This is a genomic window from Methylophilus sp. 14 (genome assembly GCF_015354345.1).
Lineage (GTDB): Bacteria > Pseudomonadota > Gammaproteobacteria > Burkholderiales > Methylophilaceae > Methylophilus.
The window spans coordinates 270,435-294,702 of sequence record NZ_JADKYS010000003.1 but is presented as its reverse complement, the minus strand read 5'-3'; the positions used below and the strand labels follow the sequence as shown (position 1 = coordinate 294,702).

The window sequence follows — 24,268 nt, the reverse complement described above, 5'->3', positions numbered from 1 at the left end:
ATGCTTTAATGCCTTTCTTGCAGATGCTGATTGCGCACAGCGAGTGGCACTTGTTTGAGGTTCCAGATTAAGCCGGTTGCCTCTAAAAGCTTTAAGCCGTAATAAGTCACATCCAGTTCCCACCAATAAAAGCCTTGTTTAGCCGAGCCAGGGAAGTGATGGTGATTGTTATGCCAGCCTTCTCCCAAGGTCAGCAGCGCAATCAGCAAGTTATTCCGGCTGTGGTCACGTGTGGCGTAGCGACGGCTGCCCCAGACATGGGCCAGCGAGTTGACACAAAAGGTGGCGTGATACAGGGCAATGGTCGATACCGCAAAGCCCCAGACCAGCAATTGCCAACCGTTGGTATGCCATTCCGGCACTTGGATGCGCAGAAACTCGCCCAGGGCAAACAAGGCGCAGGCGAGGGCGAGCGGCACCAGGCTATCAAAACGATCCAGCCAGCAAAGCTCTTTGAACCGCGTCAACTCACGGACACGATCCACCTGCGTTTTAAAGTTGGCATGACTCAAAAACCAGCCCAGATGACTCCATAAGAAGCCGTGCTGATGTGGTGAATGGATGTCCTGCGGCTGATCTGCATGCACATGATGGGTGCGATGGTGGGCGGCCCACCACAGCGGACCCCGTTGCACTGCCGTTGCGCCAATGAAAGCGAATATAAACTGGGCAGGCCGCGAGGTTTGAAACGTTTTGTGGGCGAAATAACGGTGGTAAAAGCCAGTAATCGCAAACATGCGCAATAGATACATCAGCAATGCACAAATCACAGCCGCCGGACTCCAGCCCACCCAAAACAGGGCGACGAGTGCAACGTGCAGGGCCACAAAAGGTAACACGCGCCACCAGTCTATGGTTTCATCACTGGCATGCAGCGGTGGCTGGTAGCGCTGATTATCCAGCCAGCCAATCAATCGCCAAAACAGGCCCTGCGCTCTATGCTGCATCGTACACCCTCTCTACAAAACATTATCTGTTTATTGTGATCTGTTTATTTTGGACGCTTGTGTTCATGGGGAAACCTGCGTAACTGGCTTGTGTCATAGCCCATGGCCTTAATTTTTGACACCAGTTCGCTGTAGGTTTGTGCGTCCATCTCTGGCGTGCGCGACATTAGCCACACATAATCGCGCTTGTTTCTGGCAATAATCGTATGCTGGTAATCGTCACTCAGATATGCAATCAAATACTCAGATTTAAACGGCCACAGAAACTGCATTTTCCATTCAGCATTGCCAGTACCAGAAACCACATAACCGGTGGGGTGATATTGCTTCAATGGCCCATCAAAGCCGCCTTGGTAAAAAGTAAAAGTAGTGGCTATGCTGCCATCCGCATCCTGCTGATATTGCTCGACAGGATTATGAGGCGCTTTTTCGATGAAGGTCGGAATCGCCGCGATCACATACCACTTACCCATAAACCGTGGCAGGTCAACATGAGGCACCGTTTGTACAGGTGGAAGGTTTTGGCAGGCCGTCAGCACAGAGAACATCATCATACAAATCACTTTTAAAAAATTATTCAACATATTGATTAAATGAGTTTATAAACAATTTTGTAACCTTCTGGCGTGATGGATTCCAACGCAACCCAGTCTTGCTGCTGGTCATACCAGAGTGTGATTTTCAACTTCACCTTTCCCGCCAGGCTGCCCAACAGCTGATATTGATGTGCCGCCACCGTGTTGCCTTTAACTTCTATATTTTTCATGCCCTGATCCGTCATCGCGACATCCAGGTATTCCGCATTTTGTGGATTTAGCAGCCGCGATTGCTTGAGGATTTCAGGATTCCAATAGGCAAACGTCATCACACAGGCAGGCAGTGCTTGTGGTCGTTGGTTTTTTTCAACCACAAACTGACCCTCTTGCAAGCGACCTGCCACCTCTGTGATGACTTTATTTTCTTCGGTATGAGCAACAAGCTGTTGCAAACATTGCCCTTGCCAGACTTCATCGGCCTGATGCTGATAACGGTAAGCATTGATGAACAGCACTTTCACCTTAAAATCGGCGCGACTTTGCAAGCGGTTCTGCGTCAGACTAAAGGTGTGTGTACCAATATTTTGCTTATCCAGAAACACGGCAAACGACCAATCTTTTGCATGCGCTGCAGGGGCTAGCATAAGCAAAGCGGCCAAGCTGTAGAACAGACGTTTAGACATCATCAGTGATCTCTCTTCTTCGGCAAGCCGGGGATAAAGGCATTGGTCGTCGCAACATAATCGCGGTATGCCGGGCGGCGGCTGTGGATGGTCTTTTCCATCAAGCCCACACCACTAAATTTAAGCAGCAAAAATGTCATCAACAGTGGCGATAGCCAAATCCAAACATAACCATCTGTCGCTGCCAATAACCCAAACCCCCACCAGATCAGGGCTTCTCCAAAGTAATTAGGATGACGGCTATACCGCCACAACCCATGTTTCAATACCGCATTCTCATGCTCGGGTTGCGCTCGAAATCGCATCAATTGCCAGTCAGCGACCACCTCCCAGTAAAAGCCAATCGCCAATAGCGTCAATCCGGCATAGTCCAGCCAACCGAGCGGCGCATCACTGCTCACTGCTACATGAATCGGATAAGCAATCAACCACGCCAACACGGCTTGAAAGATGAAAATGATATAGAGACTTTTAAACCAGAAATGAGGTTCGTTATTTTGTCGGATGGTGTCATAGCGATGGTCTTCTTTGCCCCAATTCCGCCAACACAAAAAAATACTGAGTCGCAATGCCCAAATAGTCACTGCCGCCAGAACCAGCATGGCGCGTGGCGATAAATCAGTGATAAACATGGCGGTCACGTAGCCGGTGATGGCCATGAACAGACTCCACATGCTGTCAACGTGGCTGTAGTGCCTGGTCACAAAACTGAGTAACCATCCAGTCAAGGCAAATAGCAGGATGGCAATCAAGGCATAGCAATAGATCATGGTCGGGCGGCCTCCACTGGTTGATCAAATCTGCGCCGAATAAGCAGCAGCAAGGGCAGGGCAAGTCCCCACTCAATCGCGATGCAAACCAGACTTTCCAAGGGATGCGTAAGCGTCACCGCCTCCAATTGTTGTGCACCCAGGTAAGCGAGTGGACCAAACACGGCGCCAAGCGAGGCGGCCAATCGCAGCCTGTGTTGTAACCAGTGCAGGCTGATATTGAGCGTGGTGGCAAAGCCCAACCAAAGCGCAATCATCCATAGCGGTATGTAGGCAGAGATAGCGGGGTGGTGATTGAATCTAATCCAATCCATCATGAATAAATATTGATCAAACACGCAGCCGATGATGGCCGTCAATATGAACGGCCACAATTGTTGTTTGGGCTCTATCCAGCAAAAATGGACAAATATATATGCCAGCGTCACAATCAATACCAGCCAGTCCAACCCGTGCTTGGCCGATAATACGCAGGTCCACCACAACAATTGAAATGCAACAATATTAAATATAATCAGCCGATTAGAGATCATTTTTAATCTCATTTTTTGCTAAACAAATAGTGGCTTACCCACCAGGTTTGACCTTCGTCATAACCAAACAACTCAGCACAGGCCATAAAAAATATGCGCCAGCGCTGACGCCACATTTCAGCCTCTGCTTGACCGTAAATCGATTGCAACACCGGCGTCAGCGCATCGTGGTGATGGTCCATGTTGGCAAGCCATGCGTTTGCTGTTTTTTCATAATGACGGCCATCCCAGCGCCACTTATCAATCAATTTCAAATCATCCTGAAAATAAAGCGGCAAATCATCACTCGGCATCATGCCACCACTAAAGAAATACTGACTCATCCAGTCATCTTCAGCCTTGACATCAAAAGGATAGGCTGCGTTACGATGCACAAAAATATGCTTGAAGAATAAACCGCCTGGGGATAACCATTGGGCGACTTTTGCATAGAGCTGCTGATAATTGCGCATATGTTCAAACATTTCTACAGACACAATACGGTCAAAACGCTTCGTTGTATCAAACACGTTCATATCAGCCGTGATGACCTCAATATTGGTCAGCCCACGCAACATTGCTTGTTCCATAATATAGCTGCGTTGTGACGCAGAGTTAGACACTGCCGTAATCTGGGAACGGGGATAGTGGCTGGCCATCCACAATGTCAATGAGCCCCAGCCACAGCCCAATTCAAGCACCCGCTGGCCATCTTGCAATCTGGCGTGTGCAGCGGTTTGCGACAGCGCAAGGTCCTCGGCATCTTCCAGCGTATTGGTTTCGCTCATCCAGTAACAGCTGCTGTATTTACGCTGTTTACCCAGGCAATATTGATAAAACTGTGCCGGAATCTCGTAATGCTGGGCATTGGCCTTCTCAGGCAACGGCGCAATGTCTGAAACTGCCATGCTTTGTATAAAGCTTATCAGGGACAACTGTGCAAGCTCACAGTCTGCTGCGTTAATGTCACGCAAGCGCTCTGCACACAAGCGACGTATGCCGTGACGAATCATAGTGTCTGGCAACAAGGCCTTTTCTGCCAGCCCAAGTGCAAAAGTGGTGAAGGTTTTCATGATGATGTTTAGTGTGACAATTTATTGTTGCAGTATATGTCCATCTGCCCGTCTGTTTAGTTTCATCCAGAAATTATTTTTTTATCGTTTGCTCGACAAGCCTATGACAGCACTATGGTAGCGCTATGGCAGGTGATGGTTGGGATTTGGGTGTATACTCATCTGTATAGTCTTTAAAAAACCAGAGAACACTCCATGTCTACATCCTCTGTATCGCTTTTTGCATGTCTGATTGCCAGCAGTCTCGTGGCAGGCTGTACGCAGAATATCCAGCCTCTCGCTCAAGCCAGCGCAATGACAGACTGGCCAAGCTATGGTCTGAATATGGCTGCCCAGCGTTTTTCGGGGCTCACGCAAATCAATCAGCAAAATGTCGGCCAACTAGCGCCCGCCTGGACAGTTGAAACGGGCGTGAAAGCCACGTTTCAAGCAACGCCTATTGTCGTCAATGGCATTATGTATCTGAGCTTGCCGTTTAATCATGTGTTGGCGCTAGATGCGGCAACTGGCAAGCAACTGTGGAAATATACACATGAACGCAAAGCGGACTGGCCGATGTGTTGCGGCCCTGCCAACCGGGGAGTGGCTGTCGCGGAGGGCAAAGTGTTTATGGGCACCGTCGATGCCCGTTTGATTGCCCTGGATGCGCAAAGCGGGCAAAAGTTGTGGGATATTGATGTTGCAGGCAATCAGGTCAATACCGAACATCAGGATGCGCTAAGCGGCAATGATCCGAATAAAACTCGTAAAGTCACTGGCGGCACTGGCGTTGGCATTGCGATGGCACCCGTCGTCTACCAGCATAAAGTGATCATAGGCATCACGGGGGTGGGTTATGGCCTGCATATCGATAACCCGCGCAGCGATGCACCATTAGGCGCCGTGATCGGCGTGACCGGCCGTTATGGTCGCCCTGGCTTTCTGGCTGCATTTGATGTCAATGACGGACATCAGGTGTGGCAGTTTGATACCATCCCCCAACAGGGCTGGGAAGGGCGTTTTACTACCAAAACCGCCGATGGCAATGAATTTGAGCGTGACATTGCATCAGAGCAAGCAGCAATGAAAGAATACCCGGATGCTGCCCGCTTCGGCGGCGGCTCGGCCTGGAGCACGCCTGCCATTGATACCGACACCCATACCCTGTACTTTGGCACTGGCAATCCATCCCCGCAAATGAATGATGTCTCCAGACCCGGTGATAATCTGTACACCGTCTCCCTGGTGGCACTGGATACCGAGACCGGCAAATACAAATGGCACTACCAGCAAGTCCCGCACGATTTATGGGGATACGACCTGGCCAGTCCGCCGGTGCTATTTGATTATCAATATCAAGGCAAAAAAATAGCGGCCGTGGGGCAGGCCAGTAAAACAGGGTGGTTTTATATCCACAACCGCATGACAGGGGAATTCATTAAAAAGTCTGAGCCTTTTGTGCCGCAGAGCAATTTATTTAAAAAACCAAGCGAACAAGGTACGGTCATTTATCCGGGCATACTGGGCGGTGCCAACTGGTCCCCAGTCAGTCTCAATCAGGCACAGCAAATGGTCTATGTGGCGGCGATGCATAGTCCAATCAAATACACCGTGCATGAAACAGCAGTCAAAACCGGAGACAAGCCCATGCGCTATGCTGCCAGCGAACCTACGGCTGATGCGCGCTGGGGATTGTTAAGCGCCATTGACCTGTCATCCGGACAAATTGCCTGGCAACACAAAACCAGCCAACCTTTGGTCGGCGGTGTACTCGCCACCGCTGGCGGACTGCTTTTTTGTGGTGAAGGCGACGGCAAGTTCGTCGCCTACCACAGCCAGACCGGCCAATCGCTATGGCAATACCAGTCAGACTATGGTGTCAACGCACCGCCTATCAGCTATCAAGTCAATGGAGAACAATATATCGCCGTGGTGAGTGGTGGCAACTCACTGTTTGGTTTTAAACAGGGCGATCGTATTTTGACATTTAAATTACCATCCAAGCATTAATGGTTTTTTAAAGTTTGAGCAAATTATATTGATTGGCAAGCATAAACCCAACCGCTCATAAAGGTAGTTTTTTGTTAAAAAACAGATTGTTAGGTTTGCAGAGCAAGCGCTAAACCGTTAAAATGGCCGCGATTTTGAAGTTGCAGTTTGATAATCATAAAAATAAGCCATGAACTAGCCCGTTAGTACTATTGTCCGTCTAACGGTTGTCACAAATAATGATTACAGTTTTTTAGTTAGTATTCACCCTTGGAGAAGTAACAATGTTTCAAACCCTGAAAAAAATCGCAGTGGCCAGCGTATTCGGCATTGCCTCTATTTCTGCAGTACAAGCGCAAGATTTTGGTCCTTACACAACCAGCCAAAGCCTGGATTTCATTCGTGCGATTGCTGATGCAGACTTCATCAGAACGAATGGCGCATCGAATGTCAGAGGCCCGTACTTTGAAGATTCCTATGAAATCAATCTGACTCAGGTATCTGATTTCTCATACAGCGTGACTGAAATTACCACTGGTAACAACGCAGAATACGACGTGACTTTCATGAACTTCGGTTTTTACGATGCCGACGGTGAGTTAGTCACTAACTTGAACAACCTGGCTGCCGGCACTTACTTTTTGACAGCAATTGGTAAGTTGGCAGGCTCTTTGGGCGGTGACTTCAACGTTAGCTTCAACATCAATCCAGTAGCAACCGTGCCAGAAGCTGATTCCTATGCTTTGATGCTGGCAGGCTTAGGTTTGATCGGCTTGGTAAGCCGCCGCAAAGCAAAATAATTTTTTGCTTACTGTAAAAAAGGGCTCTTGGAGCCCTTTTTTTATTTCTTTTTTTGACTTATTTAAGCGCCCGCCTAACACTGGCTTAACAGGCCTATCTCAATATTCTGCGCACCATCTCTCCTTGATAAAACAAACCAAAATATTTACAAATGTATTTTTATGTTTGTATAATGTTTACAGTTGTTATTAAACATAATAAAAGCCATGGTTTAGCTGTGTTTTATTTATGTGGTTTATTTATCATTAAGGAGAAGAGAGCATGCGTATTCAATTAAGTGCTATCGCAGTAGCCATTTCATTAACATTGACACATCAAGTTGCCTCAGCAAACAGTGTTGCCAGTGCAACACTAGGCCCAATCAGCGTCACATTAATCGACCTGAATCCGGCAGATAGCCTGTTGCCCACCATCACCTGGAACAACGCGACTTATGCACCCTACAACAATTACACTTACGTGTATGCTTATGATACTGCCAACGGCAACTATCAAAGCAATGTGGCCTGGGGCGAAAATGTAGGTACCAGCAATAGCCTCAGCGCAAGCACGGCACAAAGTGCAGCCTCGGCCAGCATCAGCGGCGCTAGCGATGATACGCGGCTGGATGGTGTCAGCTTAACATCAGCCGGTTATGCGGATGGCACAACCAGTGCTGGAAACTACAGCTCTTTTAATGCCGCAGCCTATGCTCCGTATAATGGCTACGATGCATTTACCCTAGGCGCATTCACTGGCGTGATTTTTACCGCTTACGCCACCACCTCTGCACAAACCAGCGTTGGCGATGATAGCTGGGGCAATGAATATGCGTCATCCAACGCCTCCCTGAATGTCTGGGGTTCACAGCCATCAGGTAACGGCGGTTCGCAAAACAGCCACTCAAGTATTAACAGCTATGCCAGCACCTATTATGGTCTTAGCAATAGCGCTGCAGATATGCTGGGCGGCACTTATATCAATCTGACCGGCAGCGATAAGGTTGGCTATCTCCAGTTTTATACCAGCGTCTATGGTTATAGCTATGTAGCAAGTGCAGTGGCAGAGCCAGAATCATATGCTCTCGTGCTCGCAGGCCTGAGCCTGATGGGCATGATTAGCCGCCGCAAGCAAAAATAAGCGACCCTCAAGACAGTCTACAAGGGCTCATTGAGCCCTTGTAGCATTCATCATCCATGATGCCACTCCACTATATGACGTCGATTAAATAGGCATTACAGGCCATATCCCGTTCAAACCCGACCAAATAACCCGGAAGCATAGACCGCGTGCTAGCTAACAGGATTCCAGAGCAGGGCGCAGTGCGTCAACTTTTGCGCAATTGGGTGCTGAAATTGCATTAAGTCAGCGCGAATGACGAAATGCCAGTGGCTACCAAACGGAATAAAAGCCGAAAAATTCCATTGTCTGCCCGCACCATGATCAAAAGCGATGTGTATGACGCTACATAACAAGCACATCTTATAAACCGGAATTTACACGCAAGCTTAAATTTAACATAATATACATTATGCGAATGTAAATGCAGATGATCAATTACATTGCCACAAATGCACATAACAATCATTTTTCAATAACCCCTCTCATGTTATTTACATTTAAAAAACAAGTGTTAATATCCAAATGTAGTTTGTGCAAGGTTTTACGGGAGTGGCTATGCAAGATAGAAATCGCTTAAAGAAATTACATACGCAATACGCCTTAATTTGGTGCCTTAAAATTGGTGAGTATCTGGGAACACTGTCACTCAAGGAGCTCACGCACCTGGTAAATGTCAAACCAGACACGCTCGATCGATGGCTATCGGGAAAACAAGCTGCACCAGAGATCAAATTGAATATCATTAAGAGACGGGCATTTGCACCCTATCGCATTGGTCACAGCCATCACGTACTAAGAAGCTATGCCAACGAAGCGGCACTGAATGCAGAGTTAGTTGAGACCAAGTATTTATGGAAAATGATGCTGTTTGATGAGATGACGACACTCACCAAGCGCCGCTATTGCAAGCGCTTTAAAAAGGCACTGTTAGTGAACAGTAAAAAACAGGAAGCAGAGATTCAATCGACTGAAATGCTTGAGGAATAAGCATTTGTCACCAGACGTCACAGGTAATAAATTAAAGCCACCCATTAAGGGTGGCTTTTAATTTTAAAAATTAAATAACCCATTAAAAACAATCAATTAAAGGATTAATTTAATCTATTACTATTATTGGTGGGCTGGGGACAACAAAACTATTTTATTAAATAACTGATTAATATATATTTATTTTTTAAAAATAAATAGCATACCGTCATTAATACCGTCATTGGCAATATTTTTTAATTAGGAAACCTTATATTAAACGGGCTATTAAAATATATATTTGTAACATAAATTGCTTAGCCAAGCTTGACCAATTCAAGCAAGAGAAATACAATTTTTTACAACAACTGACCCATGGTATATTTTGGCTAGACCATTCTGACTTTGGGGGAGAAAGCCAGCGGAAGCTGGTTTTTTCATTTCTACATTAAAGAGTTCAAAGAACTCCCTATTTTTTACTGGATTTGTGCTGTTTATAAACTAATATTGCCAATGCTATCGCAAAGACAGTACCAATAATACTTAAGAAAATAGCTACATTTAACATGGTCAGCTTTACCTTTTAAACTCTTATTTAAATTATCAAAATTAGAATCATATTAGTGCCATTGTATTTGATAAACTAAAAGTTACTGACATAAAAAATATCAAACTACCCCACCATAACTTATTGCCCCTAATATTTTTTTGACATCTTGCATACCTGAGTCTGACTCCGCGATCGTCAACGGTGTACCGCCTAACATAAGATTGAAATCATTCGTCCACGCTTCAGCAGCTTCTTGAGAGCCGAAAGTATCAATTGCCATTTCAAGAATTTGAGCTTGATTGGCAGAATATTCTGATTTTATTTTCATAAATAATTTCGATTCAAATTTAGACATATAAAGTACCTTAGCATATATCATAGCTATTAATGACTAGAAGGTTCTACCCTCCCCCATCCCGTCATGTCTGAGGAATTTACAGCGTTTTTATCGCACTGGACGATAAGATCATCCAATTTGTAATTTTCTCTAGGCATTGAATCACTTTTAAACTTCAATTAGTTACTGAAATACATACGATAACATGCATAAGACGCTATAAATCATCACTTTACATCAATTTCTTAATAACCAGCTAATCAATTGATTTAATTGAAATAATACTGATAAATATTGTCTTGAGTTACATTGATATGAGGTAATTGTTATACTCTGGTTCATGTGTAGCAACTTTGAGCCAATTAAATCTCAGCGTTCCGGTTGGGTTAAGCAAAACTTCGACTGCGACTTACCTGCCGACGACTGGCGACCTGAGACATTTCCTACATACTCAGCGCCATTTGTTTACTTCGAAAATGGTCAGACTAAATGTGACTTTGCCAGCTTTGGTTTAGTCCCTCACTGGGCAGCAGACAAAAAGAAATTTGGTCTTAAAACCTATAATGCACGATCTGAAACCGTTGCTGAAAAACCTTCCTATCGATCAGCCTGGAAAGAGCGTAGATTTGGTTTGGTTTTGACTGAGAGGTTTTACGAGCCTTGTTATGAATCAGGTAAAGCTGTGCGGACAGGCATATACAGAAGTGATGGTGAACCTACTGCGATAGCCTCTATTTGGGAGCGTATTGTTGATAAGGAAACCGGGGAAGTCCTGATGTCTTTTTCAATGCTGACAGTGAATGCTGACCACCATGACCTCATGAAGCGCTTCCAAAAACCTACCGATGAAAAACGTTCAGTCGTTGTTGTTGAGAATAGTGACTTTATGCGCTGGCTCACTGCTGATCACCAACAAGCAAATGACTTTATCAGGTTAAGTCACGATGGTTACTTGAAAGCAGACTTTCAGATAGATAAGCAGTCCTTGTTTTAGGACTCAATCCACCTTCAACAACTCATCCCAGTTCGTGGTGTAACAAGGGCTTTTGTTTTCTTGCTTCATCTTCCAAGGACGTTTGAAACCTTCACTGGCCATCTTGATAGACTCCTTACCCATCTTACGATTGATCAAGTCCATAGCTTGCATCAAGCGCTCGCTTTTTGGGTTTGGCTGCATGGTACTAAAAAGATCTGTTTGTATCCCAGATGCAGGCACCAGCTCGCCCAGCATGATTCCAGCTTTGGCATAGTTATAGCCCGGATGATAGATTTGTTTTAAGCCCCACAAAGCAATACTCACCAACTTGGGTGTACTGTCTGTGGGGGATGGTAATTTGATCGTCATGCCGTTGCTGTATTGTGGGTCCTTATCTCTGAATGGACTGGTTCTGATATAAACATAGAGCGACCCTGCATACGATTGCTGACGCCTGAGCTTTTCTGCAGCTCGGCTCACATATAGCGAGATAGATTCACTCAGTCCGTGGATATCCGTCACGGGGGTGCCAAAGCTACGAGAGCTCAATATCTGCTGTTTGTCTGGCGTGACTTCCTCTAGCTCAATGCAAACAATGCCATTTAATTCTCGAATGGTTTTTTCCATCACGACGCTGAAGTTTTGACGCAGGATTTCTGGGTTAGCACGCTTTAAGTCCAAGACAGTATTGAAGCCCAGTTGCTTCAATTTAGGCGCAAGCTTTCTGCCTACGCCCCAAATCTCGCCTACGTCAATTTCACTTAGGAGTTGATCGAGCTGTGAGTCAGACATGCTGTTGAAATTGCACACACTGTTATATTCTGGCCGCTTCTTGGCGCAATGATTGGCGAGCTTAGCCAGCGTCTTAGTAGCGGCAATCCCGACACATACAGGTAGACCTGTTCCCTTTAGTACGCTGCTACGAATCAATTGACCGTACTTGACCAAATCTCTACGCTGAAAGCTGGTGAGGTCAAGAAATGACTCATCAATTGAATACACTTCTTGATCAGGGCTGAATTGCCGCAAGATGGACATGACTCGGTTACTCATGTCTGCATAGAGTGCGTAGTTGGATGAGTAAGCAATGATGCCGTGTTGTTTAGCCAGGTCTTTGAACTTAAACCACGGCGCACCCATAGGCACTCCGAGTGCTTTAACTTCATTGCTTCTCGCCACGGCACAGCCATCGTTGTTGCTGAGCACGACTACCGGCTTATTGCGTAGCTTAGGGTTGAATACGCGTTCACAGCTCACATAGAAGTTGTTCACATCCACCAGCGCGATTGCACGACGTGCAGTATTGCTTTTGCTTGGCTGCATGAAATTTCCTTGGTCTGATTTACGTAAAATACTTAGGGTGTCTTACACGCTTTGCGCATGCAAATGAATATGAAGTGGCGCAATATACATACATAGAAACACGACATGTTGTCGGTTCTAAATCGAAAACCCAAGGAGACGATTATGTGGACTAAATCAGCTGCTACCGAAATGCGTTTTGGCTTTGAAGTAACCATGTACGTGATGAACAAGTAATCGACTCGATTGACTTGTCGTTAATAAAACCCGGTTATAACACCGGGTTTTTTATTAACTATACGAGCTACTTAAACCGCCTGAATGATCCAATCACCACACCAAAGATTTCAAACTGCATTTCCCCAGTAATAATGATGGGCGTGTATTTCCCGCTCGAATTCGCAGGCAGCAATTTAGGATTTCCATCTTTCTGCTTGGCCAAAGTCTTAATGGTGAATTCACCATCCACCATGGCCAGTACGATGTCACCTACCTCAGCCGTCTTAGATTTATCAACCACGGCTTTATCACCAGGTAGCAGCCCAGCCTCAAGCATTGACTCACCTTGAATCGTGACAAAGAAAGTACTTTCTTCCTGATCAATCAAATATTCGTTTGGGTCCAGCCGCTTTTCAACATGGTCGTCAGCGGGAGAAGGAAAGCCAGCTGCTACTTTAGACTGATAGAGTGAAATATCTAACTTGGATAGCTCTTTAGGTAATAGCTCAAAATCACCAATCCCATCCAGATTGGCCCGGCTTGATTGAGCCCGCTGTTTTTTGGCGTAAGCTTCTAAAAAGTCGATCAATACAGGTTTCTGACTCACCGGTACACGTAATACAGTGGTTGGCTCAAGGTAGTTACCCGTTCCCAATTTGCGGCCAGAACCAGGCCGACGTCCACCGGCTTTTTTTGGGGCTTGATTATCTCGTTCATTTTCCATTTGATTATTGTAACAATAAAAAATGTTGATTGAAGAGATATAATTCTTGAATAACAAAATTTTTCGAAGACGAATTTTGCTGACGTATGCATCATAAACTGAGCTATGATTTTTAGTATAAAAATCTTAAAAGTTGAAGGGTAAGTTTCAATGAAAGATAAAAAATCTAGAATCCAATCCGTACTCTTTTGGATATTTAATCGATTAAAAGAACTTGTACGATTCCTTGTAGATGGGTTCTGGTGGCCTCCTTTGGCCTTAATTTTGGCTGCTTTGTACTGGTATTTAATTGCTAATAGCATACCGACGCCGCATGAGCCAACAGTGGAACAATATGGAGTTTACGGTGATAGTTTTGGGAGACTTACATCCATTTTCACAGCATTGGGATTTGGCGGCTTAATCATTACGTTATTGCTACAACAAAGACAAATTCGGTCTCAAGAAAAGTCGATAAACCATAGTCGTAAAAACGAAGAAAAAGGACGTTACGAAGAAATTCTATTTAAGTTGTTAGACATATACCGCCAGACTCTTTCTGAGGTACAGGTTGGAGAGACGATTGGACGGTCGGTCCTCCGTAAGGCTTTAGACAGAGTTGATGCCGGTCTGCTTGACGATGGTGTGAATTGTATGCCCAGAGACTTGCAAGGTAAGTGGGATAAAGGCAGACTCCAAGATTCCGATCGGCAACGTATTGATTACCTACACTATAGAAACTTCAAAATTGTTGCTACAGAAATACATCTCCAAGCTAGACTGGTAGACACTTTCGAAGTACTTTTAGAGCATATGTTGCGCGGTGCGCCCAATCACCTTTTGATTACAGCATACAAAGATTTAGTTTTCTCTCAAATTACCTTCATAGAATGTAGATATTTTTTCCTTGTAGCTCTCTCTCATCCTAGCAGAGTTAGACTACGAGAACTTATGGCCTCAACAGGATTTTTGGATCGCATATCTCGCTCTCAAATTCATTTACTACATCGCCAGATGTACAAAGAGTATTGGAATCAGGATTTAACATTGCGTGAAACACCCCCGAGTATTCCCATGTCAGCAGCAAAAATTAAATTAGCATTTCGTGCACAGAAAGCAGCTGGCGGAGCCCCCAAAACAACATACAAGCCCCTTTCTACTCGTTAATTGATGTGTATTAATTACCAGATAGCACCTATTACTAACTACCGGAGGCTAACCACTATCGTGAGCCAAAAGGTTACTAAATCACAGGATTAGAGGCAGGAAACGTAACTGTACTCACCAGAATGCAAATATGGACTTAAAAAACAAATAATCAACCGAATTTTGAGGGGCTGAATCAGTGGAAACCGATTCCGATGAAGAAAAATGAAGACTCCCCCGATTATGACCAGGTGATTTTTGAAAAAAATAGGAGGTTGGGTTCTTAGGATTACTTGCAGCACTGTCAATAACTGTAACTTCAACGATATATGCCAGAGAGCTGGTAAATGGTAATATTAACTCTAGTACTAAGTGGTAATTTAAAGGTCTTTCGTTAAGTGTTGAGTGATAAATAATTAAACAATGAATAATATTTCAGACTCAATCTTGCAGAAATCTGCCATATCGCCTTCACGCGAAATGGCTGCCTATGAGGCACTCTGGGTTCATGATAATGCAAGCTTTAAGACGGTTGCTGAGTGCTTCAAAAATAGTCCTGGTGCAATTCCTTCGGAATTAGTCACAGAGGATGAAATTTTAGATGCGTTTGGCAACATTATGGAGAGTTTATCAAAGTCAAATATACATGATTTTGGCATCCGTCTAAATGGCTCAAATGACTACCCTCAACGGTTAAGAGATGCAGCATATCCTGTAGAGCTTTTATATTACAGAGGCTGGTGGGATTTAATTGACGCTCCTAAACGTATTGCGGTTGTTGGTTCAAGAAAACCATCTGAAGAGGGTATTCATAGAACCAAACGGCTAGTTAAGCAATTAGTAGAAAGTGACTTTACTATTGTGTCAGGCCTTGCAGAGGGAGTTGATACTACCGCACATATGATGGCAATTAGAATGGGGGGGAAAACTATAGCTGTTATTGGTACACCAATCACAGAGTACTATCCCAAAGAGAATAAAGATCTTCAAGATTTAATAGCGAATAACTATTTACTCATAAGCCAAGTACCAATCCTTAGATATTCAAAACAAGACTATAGATACAACCGGATATTTTTCCCTGAACGAAATGCGACAATGTCCGCAGTTGCAGACGCAACTGTCATTGTGGAGGCTAGCGATACATCAGGAACACTTACACAAGCCAGAGCTGCTTTGCATCAAGGCAGAAAGCTTTTCATATTAGATAATTGCTTCCATAATAAAGATCTATCATGGCCAGCACGCTATGAAAAGCTTGGAGCAATACGTGTGCGTAGTATAGAAGATATACAGGCACACTTTGTCTAACAGAGTCCTTCAAATCGATGCTTTAACACTACCTGACCACTCTTATCTAGACGGCAGTGACATCTGTTATTACGCTGGAGATTACACAGCGGGTGAAAACCATGCTTTTAGTAAAACCAATCAGCTAATTTTCAACTTCAAAAAAAGCGTTGATAAGCGTGGTACATCTCAATGGCAATACAAAGAAAAGGCAATTATAGAATCTGCCTCGATCCTTAGGTCTGCTATTAATCCAGAATCCCACATCACATTAGTCCCGGTTCCGCCTTCTAAAACAATCGATCACCCCATGTACGACGATAGAGTTCAAAGAATGGCATATTTAATGTGTAATAGTAACAACTTAGAGGTTAGGGAGTTGGTTACGCAACGGGATTCTACGGAGCCTGCACACCTTTCAACATCGCGCCCAGCGCCCCATAATCTAATTTCAAACTATGTGATAGATGAACGTCTCACAGATCCTACACCAACAACAATAATTATTTTGGATGATGTTCTAACAACAGGTTGTCATTTTAAAGCAATGAAAGCAGTATTAAGTAGACGTTTTCCGGATGTATCTATTTATGGAATGTTTATAGCAAGGCGAGTACCGAAAGCAGTTGATTTTGATTTCAGCGATTGCTTATAAAACAAGGAAAACTTTATGCTGATTTTAATGACCTCTCCTGATGCCGTCTTAAAAAACAATAAACCGGATCCAAATATAATTAATGTTTTAAAACAACTTAGAAGTGATGGGAATCCTGTTGGTATCATTTCTAATCACGACGAGCCTGCGTGGTTTAGTGATCTCTTCTCTGACTCTAAAGTACAATTCATTAAAAATACTGGCAGACAAACAGGTGATATCGTAGCAATTAATGCAGAAAAGTTTAAATTAGAGGCATCTGATGTTTTGGTTTTGGCAACAAAGGATGTTGATGTTCAAATGGGAAAGAATGGCGGCGCCGTTCTAATTGCGGCTGGATGGTCAAATGATAAACAAGTTGCAAGCCTAGGCATACGTGTTGATGATTATATGCAGCTTTCAGAAGTCATTGAACTATCTAAATCATGGCTCGGTAAGTGGTGGTATTCTGGGAAATCAATTAATTACACCGTTAATGCATTAACTGACTTGTCTGGTATGAATCAGGCTGCCATTCAACAGGATCTTGCCCAAAGGTTGACGCAAGCAGTAAAAGGTGGTGGTGCAGACTTAAACGCGCTCCTATCCATATGCGCTCGCTCATTACTTAAAGATGGTACCCATAAAATTGAAGATTTGGTATGGGGTGTTTATCCATCATCGAGTAGTCAAAATGACGACAATGAGATACTTAGTGAATTTACTCATAGACTCAGAACTACAGTTTCTCGAGTTAGAAATGCTAAAGCAGGCGAACCTTTATTTATAAGACACTCGAAGTCACATAAACGATCCAAAGGTGAAGGCGGCGATCGCACTGATCCATCAAACCAAATTACAACCTTACATTTGAATCCATATTACGCCGAAAACAAGCGCCTAAAGGGCAAACACATTATTTTAATAGATGACTGCACAACTTATGGAGTTTCTTTTGGCGTGGCTTCTGCCTTCTTAAAGAAGGCAGGTGCTTCGCATGTAACATGTATTGCTTTGGGGAAATTCGGCAACCAAATGAGGAGTTATGAAATAGAGATCAACAGCGACCCCTACTCACCTGTTACAAAATCTGACTTCGTAATCAAGAATATTTCGCTCATGACTGGATATAACGACCAATCCGCAAAAAACAAACTTCAACAAATTATCTAGCTAATTTTTTCAACGTCTAAAAAAACAAGATGGGTCAAACAAGATTGCTGTTTGACCACAGTATCAATCACCACCCAAAAATCCGAGTAGGCCCCTACGACTTTTCCTTATAGTCCTAACTAAGTTGGATGTCTTGACAGGACTTTGTGTCTCAAGTGGTACAGGATTTTCCCTGGCCTTCTGTTCCTCCTGTTGTTTCTTCAGGTAACGGTCGTTTCCAATATAGGCAGCAGTGATCGTTGTCCTGGTATGCCCTAGTTCTTCACTCACCCTGGACTTCGCATATTGAATGATCTCCTCTGCCTCCTTTGTATTAGCTGCCTGCAATGTCTTTGCACGAACTGGTGAATCCATACCCGAAAGCTCTTCGAATCTGTTGTTAGCATACTGGTGGCGTAACCCGTGGCCAGTTACGCCCAACTCTTTTTTAGTCAACCCAAATTTACTCAGCACATAGTTGTAATGCTTGCATGACTGCTCCAATGTCATATATGGAAATCCAAGCGTAGAAGATGGCTTAGACCCGACAACCTGCCTAGCGTAGTTCAGTGCATTAATCTGGGCTTCTGTGCTGACAACGATAATTCTCTCCCTGCCCCCCTTTGTACCATCACGCACTCGGATAGCACCATACATAGTGCCCGGAACGGACTCCCAATTTCTGTTTGGCTTAAAGCTCAACACCTCCATGCGTCTTAAGCCGAACGCATTGATCATCAGTAACTGTGCTGCAGCGTGTTTCGAGTAGGCTTCAATCTCTTGCAGCTTCGCAACAATATCAAAGCCGGCAGCTGTCCAGGACATGTCTCGCTTAGCGACCTGGCTTCGCTTCACACTACTCGAGTCACTCACATATGCTGCACTCTCTTTAATCATGCCCTCCTTACCAATCCATTCCGCGAAAGTACGGAAAACAGAAATTCTGTTCTGGATAGTAGACGCACTGAGCCCCTTATTTTCCCAATACTTCGCTAAAGCATGCATATGCTTTTCATTGAAGTTTCGCGGATTTTGAATCTTGTAGCCCAATTCAATCAACTCATGAAATCCTTGATAAAGCTTCTGGATTCTTGATTGCTTTGTGAGCCTACCGACTCGACGATCTCCGTTCACAGACATGTGATTACTGCTTTCAACAATTGCCTGAATCTCGGACTGCCATCCATAACGACGTTTACTACCCGCTTTTACACGGACTGGCACTGACATGTTTTTCATTTGATGTAATTCCGACATATACCACCTCTAATTATTTAATCTTAGTTAGCGTTGATGTCCTGTGAGGACACCGATGGTTTAACCACCATCTCGGTTGGGCAATAAGCGTTTACGTAAGGATCTGGCTTGCAATCACATCTGCCATTTCTGACGCAATGCGATTCCGGATGTACCAATTACAATTCATCCAGGCACCCAACACAGCGTTGAGTGAGCTTCGCAAGTTTTTATCGACAAAACTTGGAAAACAACCATAAATTAACTTCCACACAGCTAATCGCCCTCCCGCTCTGCTACCAAGCAGGGACTAGCATTACATCTTCGTACACATGCTTAAACAACCTAGCGTTGTTGCCTAGTTTTTTATAAGGCAGTCCTGTGTAAGCCAGTCATACGCAATAAAGCGATGCCCTGGTTCGTGAGTGTGGTTTGAGATTTGAATTGCTATCAGTCGTTAGCATGGGAGTCGGCCTTTCCTGAGTACTAAGCCGAAGGTTTTTTTGGACGATTGATGTCCATGGTGGTAATCAAATGATTACGAGGTATTGCTGGATTCTTCAGACTCAGCAACTAGGAGCCAAGAATGAAAGCTGTCTTTTATGTACAAACAGCAGATTTTGAAATGCTCTTATTTATTTAGCGCATAAGCTGTGCACTAGTTCGTCAGGGTGAACTGTTCCTCTGAGATTTAAATATACACAAACTCCTCAAAAGATGTCAATTTTTAAAAGGAGCGTTACCTGGTGATTCACTTTCTAAAATCACTCTGCAATCCGCATGGAATATAAATAGTTGAAACACTCTCTTTCAATCCCTTAACGAAAAATTATTATTGGCGTCGTATAAGCGTCAAAGTATCGAGAATTTAGCTGTTTTTTTATCAATTTCCTTCATTAACGCTTATAAGCGTCATATAAGCGTTAATGCCCTGCCCTAAAAATTATTAACGCTACATTTAACGCTTATAAGCGTCGTAAAAGCGTTGTTAGAAATACATGATAGAGTTTTATGCTGTTGCATGGTGTGAAAGATACCGAGTTTGAGATTTTTCACGGCGATACGCTGGATAACGAATGGCCAATGCTCAATGAGCGCAACCCTGCCAATAAAGTAGAATTTGACGCGGTTGTGGCCAACCCGCCGTTTAGCTTGCGCTGGGACCCCACTGAGGAAATGGGCAAAGATTTCAGGTTTGCCAACTATGGTCTTGCGCCAAAGTCAGCCGCCGATTTTGCCTTTTTACTGCATGGCTTTCACTTTTTAAGTGATAGCGGCGTGATGGCGATTATTCTGCCGCACGGTGTGTTGTTCCGTGGAGGGGCTGAAGAGCGCATCCGAACCAAACTGTTAAAAGACGGGCATATTGATACGGTGATTGGTTTGCCTGCCAACCTGTTCTATTCCACTGGTATTCCGGTGTGTATTCTGGTACTCAAGCGCTGCAAAAAACCTGATGATGTGCTTTTTATCAACGCTGCCGAGCACTTTGAAAAAGGCAAACGGCAAAACCGTTTGCTGGACGAACACATCACGAAAATTGTAGATACTTATCAATACCGCAATGAGACTGAGCGTTACTCGCGCCGTGTTTCGATGGCGGAAATTGAAAAGAATGACTACAACCTGAATATCTCGCGTTACATCAGCACTTCAGTGGCGGAGCAAGAAATAGACTTGCGCCAGGTGCATGCCGAATTACACTCCGCAGAAGAAAAAATCAATCAGGCCAAACAACTCCACAATGCATTTTTACGGGAATTGGGTTTACCAGAGCTGCCATAAATTTTTATGGCAGCATTTCATGTGAGTCTTGCCAGCATTCAATATTATTGTTTAGATCTCAATTGAGAGCTTCACAAAAATATACTTTATATTGATTAGTTGATACACAATCTTTTGAAAGATCCAATAAATGTCCATCTTCTGTTTCAATAGTAATGTTTTGGCAACTTTCTTTATCACTTCTGTAAATTGCTTTTATTTCTTGCATTCGTAAGACTCTGCCGTCAATTACTTGAGGAGTCATCAAATAAATATGCTTTATTTTGCATTCGGGGTTTTGTATGAACGACAACAAGTCTTCATTCGAAATTATTATTATGTCTAATACATTGTTGTTATCAAAAGTTGAACATGTAGCATAAAACCATTTTTTACAAGCTATTATGTAACCATATCGCCAAGTCAGTGGACTTAAATCATCCTTTTTTGAATGACTGACTTGAGTTTTATCAGCAGGTAGAGTCGCAAGCATATTTATAGATCCCTTATATATATTGATCGCAGATACACCAAACATAGGAGCACTTTAGTTACTTAAGCAGTGTGACTGAATTAAATACACTCATTTGTCTGGGTTGAAGTTCTATGAATTATTAGCTTATTGAACTTAAGGTGTTTGCTTTCGGTAGGCTCTCTATCCATTGATCAATCTCATTTGATCGCCAGGCACGAGAACCAACAATCTCTACGGGGCTAGGAAATTGGCCCAATTTCACCATCCTGTAAAGTTTTGTCTTACCCATACCAGTTTTTTCAAGTACTGCTTTAATTCTCAAAAGTTTGACTTCCATTTTCGTTCCTCTGTATTAATTAGTACGCCAGGGGAATGATACAAAAATCGTTTTTTCAAAGTGTTGTTAAATAACAGCTTCTTCGAGCCTCTTTGTAACTATGGTTTCGCTTCTTTCAGTTCATCAAGATAATCAGCCCACGCCTGCATCATTATTTTTCGTTGTTCCAAGAATTTAGTGCGGTTATATGCCTTACCTAATGCATCTGGTACCTTATGTGCTAATTGGTGTTCAATTATTACAGGATCAATGTTTAGCCGCTCATGTAACAATGTGCGTGCCATAGCTCTAAACCCGTGGCCAGTTATTTGAGTTTGTGTGTCATAACCCATACGCTTTAATGCGGCATTAATAGCGGCTTCACTCATAGGTTTTTTGGGATCGTGGCCACCCATAAAAACAAATTCACCATGACCACTCAATGGATAAATCTGCTTAAGTATTTGTAGAGCTTGATTCGAAAGGGGCACTATGTGATCGGTATTTGTCTTGGACACCCGATACGCCCATATGCCACTACTCAAATCAATGTCTGACCATTTCGCACGGCGTAACTCACTTGGTCGTGTGAATACTAGAGGGGATAACCTTAAAGCACATTCAACTGTAAAGGTGCCACGAAATCCATCAATGGCCTTCAATAACTCTCCAACCTGTCTAGGCTCCACAAATGAAGCCATATGTTTCACTTGGGGGGTAGGCAGTGCACCGCGTAGATCTGCGGTCACATCGCGTTCAGCTTTTCCGTTTTGGACAGCGTATCGCATTACCTGCCCTACAGCTTGTAATGCTCTGTGAGCAGTTTCCAATTTGCTTTGATTTTGAGGTCGCTTAATAACTTGCAGTACTTCCGGTGCAGTAATGTCTGCAATCGGTCTGTTACCCAGCCATGGGAAAATATAAATCTCTAAACGCCTTAAAGTGCGTTCTTTGTGAGATGAAGATTTATTGATGAAATAGCTTTCTGCCCATTCTCGAGCTACGACCTCAAATGTGTTTTGTTGCTTTCCATAAATGTTATGCTTCAGTGATTTCTTTACAGCACCTGGGTCTACAGGTGGAGTTTGAGCTAGTAATTTTCTTGCATCGTCTCGCCTTGATCTTGCTTCAATAAGGCTTACATCAGGATAACCACCCAAAGAAAGAGTTTTTCTTTTTCCGAAGTATCTGTAATCAAACCGCCACAATTTACCCCCTGCTGGATTCACAAGTAGATACATTCCTAACCCATCGGTTAATTTATAAGCCTTATCTGTTGGTTTAGCTGTACGTATCTTGGTGTCTGTAAGGGGCATTGACGGTATCCAGATTTAATTGACGGTATTTCTATCAAATAATACCGTCAAAATATGCGGATTAAAAGGGATAGAAATGATATGGGATGGTGGAGATTAAAACAAAAAAGCCCGCATTGGCGGGCTTTGTGAGGTTTATTTAGAACAAAATCGAACAACTTTGATATATTAAATGGTGGAGCTGGGGGGAATTGAACCCCCGTCCGCAAGCCCTCCACAGACAGTTCTACATACTTAGCTGTGTTGTTTATGTTTAACCAGGCACCCACCAACGAGCAAGCAGATGACTAGCGAGTTGCCTTAGATTTAATGCCTTACCAAGCAACCCGATAAGACACGATCCTCTCTAAATGACGCTGCTGCCGGTTACCCGGCCCGACCGAGAGGCTCTTCGGTGCAGCGTCCGGCTGGATTAAGCAGCCAGAGCGTAAGTTTCGTCGTTTGCGACTATACTTGTTCAGATGGATTTACGAGGGAACCTGAATCCTCGGTATGCCCTGCACTGCTTTGCAACCCACGTCGAAACCGGGTCAGCCCCAATGCAATCTTGGGATTATACGCTTGAAAAGCTGGCTAGCCAAACTTCGAGCGCCAATATATGACATGGTACAATCCGGCTATGTTCAAAAAAATTGTGATTTTCGGAGTGGGATTGATTGGCGGCTCGGTAGCATTGGCGCTAAAAAAACACCCTCATGCGCCTCATATCACCGGCGTAGGCCGTAGCGGCCACAGTTTGCAAGAGGCATTACAGCGAGGATTAATTGATACGGCAGAAACAGACCTTGGCCTGGCCTTGTCAGGGGCTGACCTGGTGTTGATCGCGACCCCGGTGGCGCAGACGCCAGACATTTTGAAAGCCATCCGCCCTTATATCAACGAGCACATGGTTATCACTGACGCTGGTAGCACCAAGTCAGATGTGATGGCTTATGCCCGCGCAGAACTGGGCGATCACATTGGCCAGTTTGTGGGTGGTCACCCGATTGCCGGGGCTGAAAAAAGTGGCCCCTCTGCAGCATTGGCAGATTTATATGTAGGAAAAAATGTCATTTTGACGCCAGAACCAACCACGCAGCCGCAGGCATTCGAGAAAGCGACAGCATTGTGGCAGCAATGCGGAGCGGTTGTAAGCAATATGAGCCCACAAGAGCATGACAGCGTGTTTGCTGCCGTCAGTCATTTGCCACATTTGCTAGCATTTGCGCTGGTCGACGATTTAGCCAAGCGCGACAATGCAGAACTCTTGTTCAAATTTGCCGCCAGCGGTTTTCGGGACTTTACGCGCATTGCTGGCAGCCACCCTGAAATGTGGCGGGATATTGCGCTGGCCAATAAACAGGCATTATTAAACGAATTAAAAACCTACCAGCAAGCGGTGAGTCACATGACATTATTGCTGGAAAACGGCGATGGTGATGCCCTGCACACTCTGTTTGACCGTGCCAGCCGTGCCCGTAATGACTGGGCAAAATCTAAAATTCAATAATCAGCT

Annotated in this window: 25 protein-coding genes and 1 other RNA gene; 12 read left to right on the top strand and 14 right to left on the bottom strand. The window is 44.1% G+C overall.

All coding sequences use genetic code 11. The features are described from left to right. Window positions 1-5: 5 nt before the first annotated feature. Genes INP78_RS09730 through INP78_RS09705 form a run of 6 tightly spaced genes read right to left on the bottom strand, consistent with a single transcriptional unit; the run spans window position 6 to window position 4,521 of the window. Window positions 6-947: an acyl-CoA desaturase gene (locus tag INP78_RS09730; RefSeq protein WP_194741989.1), complete on the bottom strand. Its 942-nt coding sequence runs from the start codon at window positions 945-947 to the stop codon at window positions 6-8. A gap of 44 nt (window positions 948-991) precedes the next feature. After that, window positions 992-1,501: a lipocalin family protein gene (locus INP78_RS09725; protein ID WP_228522789.1), complete on the bottom strand. Its 510-nt coding sequence runs from the start codon at window positions 1,499-1,501 to the stop codon at window positions 992-994. 35 nt (window positions 1,502-1,536) lie between these two features. Continuing rightward, window positions 1,537-2,169 carry a DUF6134 family protein gene (locus tag INP78_RS09720; RefSeq protein ID WP_194741987.1) on the bottom strand — a complete coding sequence of 211 codons (633 nt, stop codon included), beginning with the start codon at window positions 2,167-2,169 and terminating at the stop codon, window positions 1,537-1,539. Next, complete coding sequence (locus tag INP78_RS09715; protein WP_194741986.1) at window positions 2,169-2,936, bottom strand: DUF1295 domain-containing protein; 768 nt, start codon at window positions 2,934-2,936, stop codon at window positions 2,169-2,171. Before INP78_RS09715 ends, INP78_RS09720 begins: the two co-directional genes overlap by 1 nt. Then, window positions 2,933-3,469 carry a DUF2878 domain-containing protein gene (locus tag INP78_RS09710; protein ID WP_194741985.1) on the bottom strand — a complete coding sequence of 179 codons (537 nt, stop codon included), beginning with the start codon at window positions 3,467-3,469 and terminating at the stop codon, window positions 2,933-2,935. The genes INP78_RS09715 and INP78_RS09710 overlap by 4 nt, the downstream gene beginning before the upstream one ends. An 8-nt stretch (window positions 3,470-3,477) precedes the next feature. Beyond that, on the bottom strand, window positions 3,478-4,521 hold the full coding sequence (locus INP78_RS09705; protein ID WP_194741984.1) for a cyclopropane-fatty-acyl-phospholipid synthase family protein: 1,044 nt from the start codon (window positions 4,519-4,521) through the stop codon (window positions 3,478-3,480). Between the two features lie 294 nt (window positions 4,522-4,815). Between INP78_RS09705 and INP78_RS09700 the strand changes: the two genes are divergently transcribed. The 4 genes from INP78_RS09700 to INP78_RS09685 all read left to right on the top strand — a co-directional run bounded on the left by INP78_RS09700 (window position 4,816) and on the right by INP78_RS09685 (window position 9,378). Next, complete coding sequence (locus INP78_RS09700) at window positions 4,816-6,510, top strand: PQQ-binding-like beta-propeller repeat protein (protein WP_228522825.1); 1,695 nt, start codon at window positions 4,816-4,818, stop codon at window positions 6,508-6,510. 263 nt (window positions 6,511-6,773) lie between these two features. Then, a complete protein-coding gene (locus tag INP78_RS09695; RefSeq protein WP_194741982.1) occupies window positions 6,774-7,289 on the top strand; it encodes an FxDxF family PEP-CTERM protein in 516 nt (171 codons plus the stop codon). Between the two features lie 262 nt (window positions 7,290-7,551). Continuing rightward, window positions 7,552-8,409, top strand: coding sequence for a hypothetical protein (locus INP78_RS09690; RefSeq protein ID WP_194741981.1), 858 nt, complete (start codon window positions 7,552-7,554; stop codon window positions 8,407-8,409). A 537-nt stretch (window positions 8,410-8,946) separates the two neighbouring features. Next, on the top strand, window positions 8,947-9,378 hold the full coding sequence (locus INP78_RS09685) for a hypothetical protein (protein WP_194741980.1): 432 nt from the start codon (window positions 8,947-8,949) through the stop codon (window positions 9,376-9,378). 647 nt (window positions 9,379-10,025) lie between these two features. On the opposite strand, the gene INP78_RS09680 is transcribed toward INP78_RS09685, so the two are convergent. Continuing rightward, window positions 10,026-10,262, bottom strand: coding sequence for an MbcA/ParS/Xre antitoxin family protein (locus INP78_RS09680; RefSeq protein ID WP_228522787.1), 237 nt, complete (start codon window positions 10,260-10,262; stop codon window positions 10,026-10,028). A gap of 322 nt (window positions 10,263-10,584) precedes the next feature. Between INP78_RS09680 and INP78_RS09675 the strand changes: the two genes are divergently transcribed. Beyond that, window positions 10,585-11,238 (top strand): SOS response-associated peptidase, encoded by a 654-nt coding sequence (locus INP78_RS09675; RefSeq protein ID WP_194741979.1) that lies wholly within the window; start codon window positions 10,585-10,587, stop codon window positions 11,236-11,238. A 3-nt stretch (window positions 11,239-11,241) separates the two neighbouring features. Here INP78_RS09675 and INP78_RS09670 read toward each other — a convergent pair whose 3' ends face one another. Next, the gene (locus INP78_RS09670) at window positions 11,242-12,543 is read right to left on the bottom strand and encodes a Y-family DNA polymerase (protein ID WP_194741978.1); all 1,302 of its coding nucleotides are present in this window, start codon (window positions 12,541-12,543) and stop codon (window positions 11,242-11,244) included. 144 nt (window positions 12,544-12,687) lie between these two features. Between INP78_RS09670 and pqqA the strand changes: the two genes are divergently transcribed. After that, window positions 12,688-12,759 (top strand): pyrroloquinoline quinone precursor peptide PqqA, encoded by a 72-nt coding sequence (gene pqqA, locus INP78_RS09665; RefSeq protein ID WP_194742198.1) that lies wholly within the window; start codon window positions 12,688-12,690, stop codon window positions 12,757-12,759. A gap of 67 nt (window positions 12,760-12,826) precedes the next feature. Here the strand turns inward: pqqA and INP78_RS09660 are convergent, their stop codons facing one another. Beyond that, window positions 12,827-13,465, bottom strand: a complete 639-nt coding sequence (locus tag INP78_RS09660; protein ID WP_194741977.1) for a LexA family transcriptional regulator — start codon at window positions 13,463-13,465, stop codon at window positions 12,827-12,829. Window positions 13,466-13,615: 150 nt separating this feature from the next. Here INP78_RS09660 and INP78_RS09655 point away from each other — a divergent pair, with 150 nt between their 5' ends. The 4 genes from INP78_RS09655 (at window position 13,616) to INP78_RS09640 (ending at window position 17,687) form a co-directional block, all read left to right on the top strand. Beyond that, entirely contained in the window at window positions 13,616-14,611 is a 996-nt protein-coding gene (locus INP78_RS09655) for a hypothetical protein (protein ID WP_194741976.1), read from the top strand. A gap of 402 nt (window positions 14,612-15,013) precedes the next feature. Continuing rightward, window positions 15,014-15,901 carry a DNA-processing protein DprA gene (locus INP78_RS09650; RefSeq protein ID WP_194741975.1) on the top strand — a complete coding sequence of 296 codons (888 nt, stop codon included), beginning with the start codon at window positions 15,014-15,016 and terminating at the stop codon, window positions 15,899-15,901. Continuing rightward, the gene (locus tag INP78_RS09645) at window positions 15,894-16,535 is read left to right on the top strand and encodes a hypothetical protein (RefSeq protein ID WP_194741974.1); all 642 of its coding nucleotides are present in this window, start codon (window positions 15,894-15,896) and stop codon (window positions 16,533-16,535) included. Before INP78_RS09650 ends, INP78_RS09645 begins: the two co-directional genes overlap by 8 nt. Window positions 16,536-16,550: 15 nt before the next feature. Then, window positions 16,551-17,687 carry a phosphoribosyltransferase gene (locus tag INP78_RS09640; protein ID WP_194741973.1) on the top strand — a complete coding sequence of 379 codons (1,137 nt, stop codon included), beginning with the start codon at window positions 16,551-16,553 and terminating at the stop codon, window positions 17,685-17,687. Between the two features lie 63 nt (window positions 17,688-17,750). Here INP78_RS09640 and INP78_RS09635 read toward each other — a convergent pair whose 3' ends face one another. Then, window positions 17,751-18,923 (bottom strand): integrase domain-containing protein, encoded by a 1,173-nt coding sequence (locus INP78_RS09635; RefSeq protein ID WP_194741972.1) that lies wholly within the window; start codon window positions 18,921-18,923, stop codon window positions 17,751-17,753. 990 nt (window positions 18,924-19,913) lie between these two features. Here INP78_RS09635 and INP78_RS09630 point away from each other — a divergent pair. Beyond that, entirely contained in the window at window positions 19,914-20,687 is a 774-nt protein-coding gene (locus INP78_RS09630) for an N-6 DNA methylase (protein ID WP_228522785.1), read from the top strand. A gap of 58 nt (window positions 20,688-20,745) precedes the next feature. Here the strand turns inward: INP78_RS09630 and INP78_RS09625 are convergent, their stop codons facing one another. The 4 genes from INP78_RS09625 to ssrA all read right to left on the bottom strand — a co-directional run bounded on the left by INP78_RS09625 (window position 20,746) and on the right by ssrA (window position 23,311). Continuing rightward, on the bottom strand, window positions 20,746-21,204 hold the full coding sequence (locus tag INP78_RS09625) for a hypothetical protein (RefSeq protein WP_194741971.1): 459 nt from the start codon (window positions 21,202-21,204) through the stop codon (window positions 20,746-20,748). 76 nt (window positions 21,205-21,280) lie between these two features. After that, a complete protein-coding gene (locus INP78_RS09620; RefSeq protein WP_194741970.1) occupies window positions 21,281-21,478 on the bottom strand; it encodes an AlpA family transcriptional regulator in 198 nt (65 codons plus the stop codon). 98 nt (window positions 21,479-21,576) lie between these two features. After that, the gene (locus INP78_RS09615; protein WP_194741969.1) at window positions 21,577-22,773 is read right to left on the bottom strand and encodes an integrase arm-type DNA-binding domain-containing protein; all 1,197 of its coding nucleotides are present in this window, start codon (window positions 22,771-22,773) and stop codon (window positions 21,577-21,579) included. A 173-nt stretch (window positions 22,774-22,946) separates the two neighbouring features. Beyond that, window positions 22,947-23,311: a transfer-messenger RNA gene (gene ssrA, locus INP78_RS09610) on the bottom strand. A gap of 81 nt (window positions 23,312-23,392) precedes the next feature. Here ssrA and INP78_RS09605 point away from each other — a divergent pair. After that, window positions 23,393-24,262: a prephenate dehydrogenase/arogenate dehydrogenase family protein gene (locus INP78_RS09605; RefSeq protein ID WP_228522783.1), complete on the top strand. Its 870-nt coding sequence runs from the start codon at window positions 23,393-23,395 to the stop codon at window positions 24,260-24,262. Window positions 24,263-24,268: the final 6 nt, after the last annotated feature.

What these genes read in the sequence shown, in the direction of transcription:
- INP78_RS09675 (WP_194741979.1), top strand. Translation starts at nt 10,585, where the DNA reads ATGTGTAGCAACTTTGAGCCAATTAAATCTCAGCGTTCCGGTTGGGTT.
- INP78_RS09680 (WP_228522787.1), bottom strand. Translation starts at nt 10,262, where the DNA reads ATGTCTAAATTTGAATCGAAATTATTTATGAAAATAAAATCAGAATAT.
- INP78_RS09655 (WP_194741976.1), top strand. Translation starts at nt 13,616, where the DNA reads ATGAAAGATAAAAAATCTAGAATCCAATCCGTACTCTTTTGGATATTT.
- INP78_RS09730 (WP_194741989.1), bottom strand. Translation starts at nt 947, where the DNA reads ATGCAGCATAGAGCGCAGGGCCTGTTTTGGCGATTGATTGGCTGGCTG.
- INP78_RS09615 (WP_194741969.1), bottom strand. Translation starts at nt 22,773, where the DNA reads ATGCCCCTTACAGACACCAAGATACGTACAGCTAAACCAACAGATAAG.
- INP78_RS09695 (WP_194741982.1), top strand. Translation starts at nt 6,774, where the DNA reads ATGTTTCAAACCCTGAAAAAAATCGCAGTGGCCAGCGTATTCGGCATT.
- INP78_RS09620 (WP_194741970.1), bottom strand. Translation starts at nt 21,478, where the DNA reads ATGGAAGTCAAACTTTTGAGAATTAAAGCAGTACTTGAAAAAACTGGT.
- INP78_RS09650 (WP_194741975.1), top strand. Translation starts at nt 15,014, where the DNA reads ATGAATAATATTTCAGACTCAATCTTGCAGAAATCTGCCATATCGCCT.
- INP78_RS09690 (WP_194741981.1), top strand. Translation starts at nt 7,552, where the DNA reads ATGCGTATTCAATTAAGTGCTATCGCAGTAGCCATTTCATTAACATTG.
- INP78_RS09705 (WP_194741984.1), bottom strand. Translation starts at nt 4,521, where the DNA reads ATGAAAACCTTCACCACTTTTGCACTTGGGCTGGCAGAAAAGGCCTTG.
- INP78_RS09700 (WP_228522825.1), top strand. Translation starts at nt 4,816, where the DNA reads ATGACAGACTGGCCAAGCTATGGTCTGAATATGGCTGCCCAGCGTTTT.
- INP78_RS09630 (WP_228522785.1), top strand. Translation starts at nt 19,914, where the DNA reads ATGCTGTTGCATGGTGTGAAAGATACCGAGTTTGAGATTTTTCACGGC.
- INP78_RS09625 (WP_194741971.1), bottom strand. Translation starts at nt 21,204, where the DNA reads ATGTTTGGTGTATCTGCGATCAATATATATAAGGGATCTATAAATATG.
- INP78_RS09685 (WP_194741980.1), top strand. Translation starts at nt 8,947, where the DNA reads ATGCAAGATAGAAATCGCTTAAAGAAATTACATACGCAATACGCCTTA.
- INP78_RS09710 (WP_194741985.1), bottom strand. Translation starts at nt 3,469, where the DNA reads ATGATCTCTAATCGGCTGATTATATTTAATATTGTTGCATTTCAATTG.
- INP78_RS09660 (WP_194741977.1), bottom strand. Translation starts at nt 13,465, where the DNA reads ATGGAAAATGAACGAGATAATCAAGCCCCAAAAAAAGCCGGTGGACGT.
- INP78_RS09670 (WP_194741978.1), bottom strand. Translation starts at nt 12,543, where the DNA reads ATGCAGCCAAGCAAAAGCAATACTGCACGTCGTGCAATCGCGCTGGTG.
- INP78_RS09605 (WP_228522783.1), top strand. Translation starts at nt 23,393, where the DNA reads ATGTTCAAAAAAATTGTGATTTTCGGAGTGGGATTGATTGGCGGCTCG.
- INP78_RS09635 (WP_194741972.1), bottom strand. Translation starts at nt 18,923, where the DNA reads ATGTCGGAATTACATCAAATGAAAAACATGTCAGTGCCAGTCCGTGTA.
- INP78_RS09640 (WP_194741973.1), top strand. Translation starts at nt 16,551, where the DNA reads ATGCTGATTTTAATGACCTCTCCTGATGCCGTCTTAAAAAACAATAAA.
- INP78_RS09720 (WP_194741987.1), bottom strand. Translation starts at nt 2,169, where the DNA reads ATGATGTCTAAACGTCTGTTCTACAGCTTGGCCGCTTTGCTTATGCTA.
- INP78_RS09715 (WP_194741986.1), bottom strand. Translation starts at nt 2,936, where the DNA reads ATGATCTATTGCTATGCCTTGATTGCCATCCTGCTATTTGCCTTGACT.
- INP78_RS09725 (WP_228522789.1), bottom strand. Translation starts at nt 1,501, where the DNA reads ATGATGATGTTCTCTGTGCTGACGGCCTGCCAAAACCTTCCACCTGTA.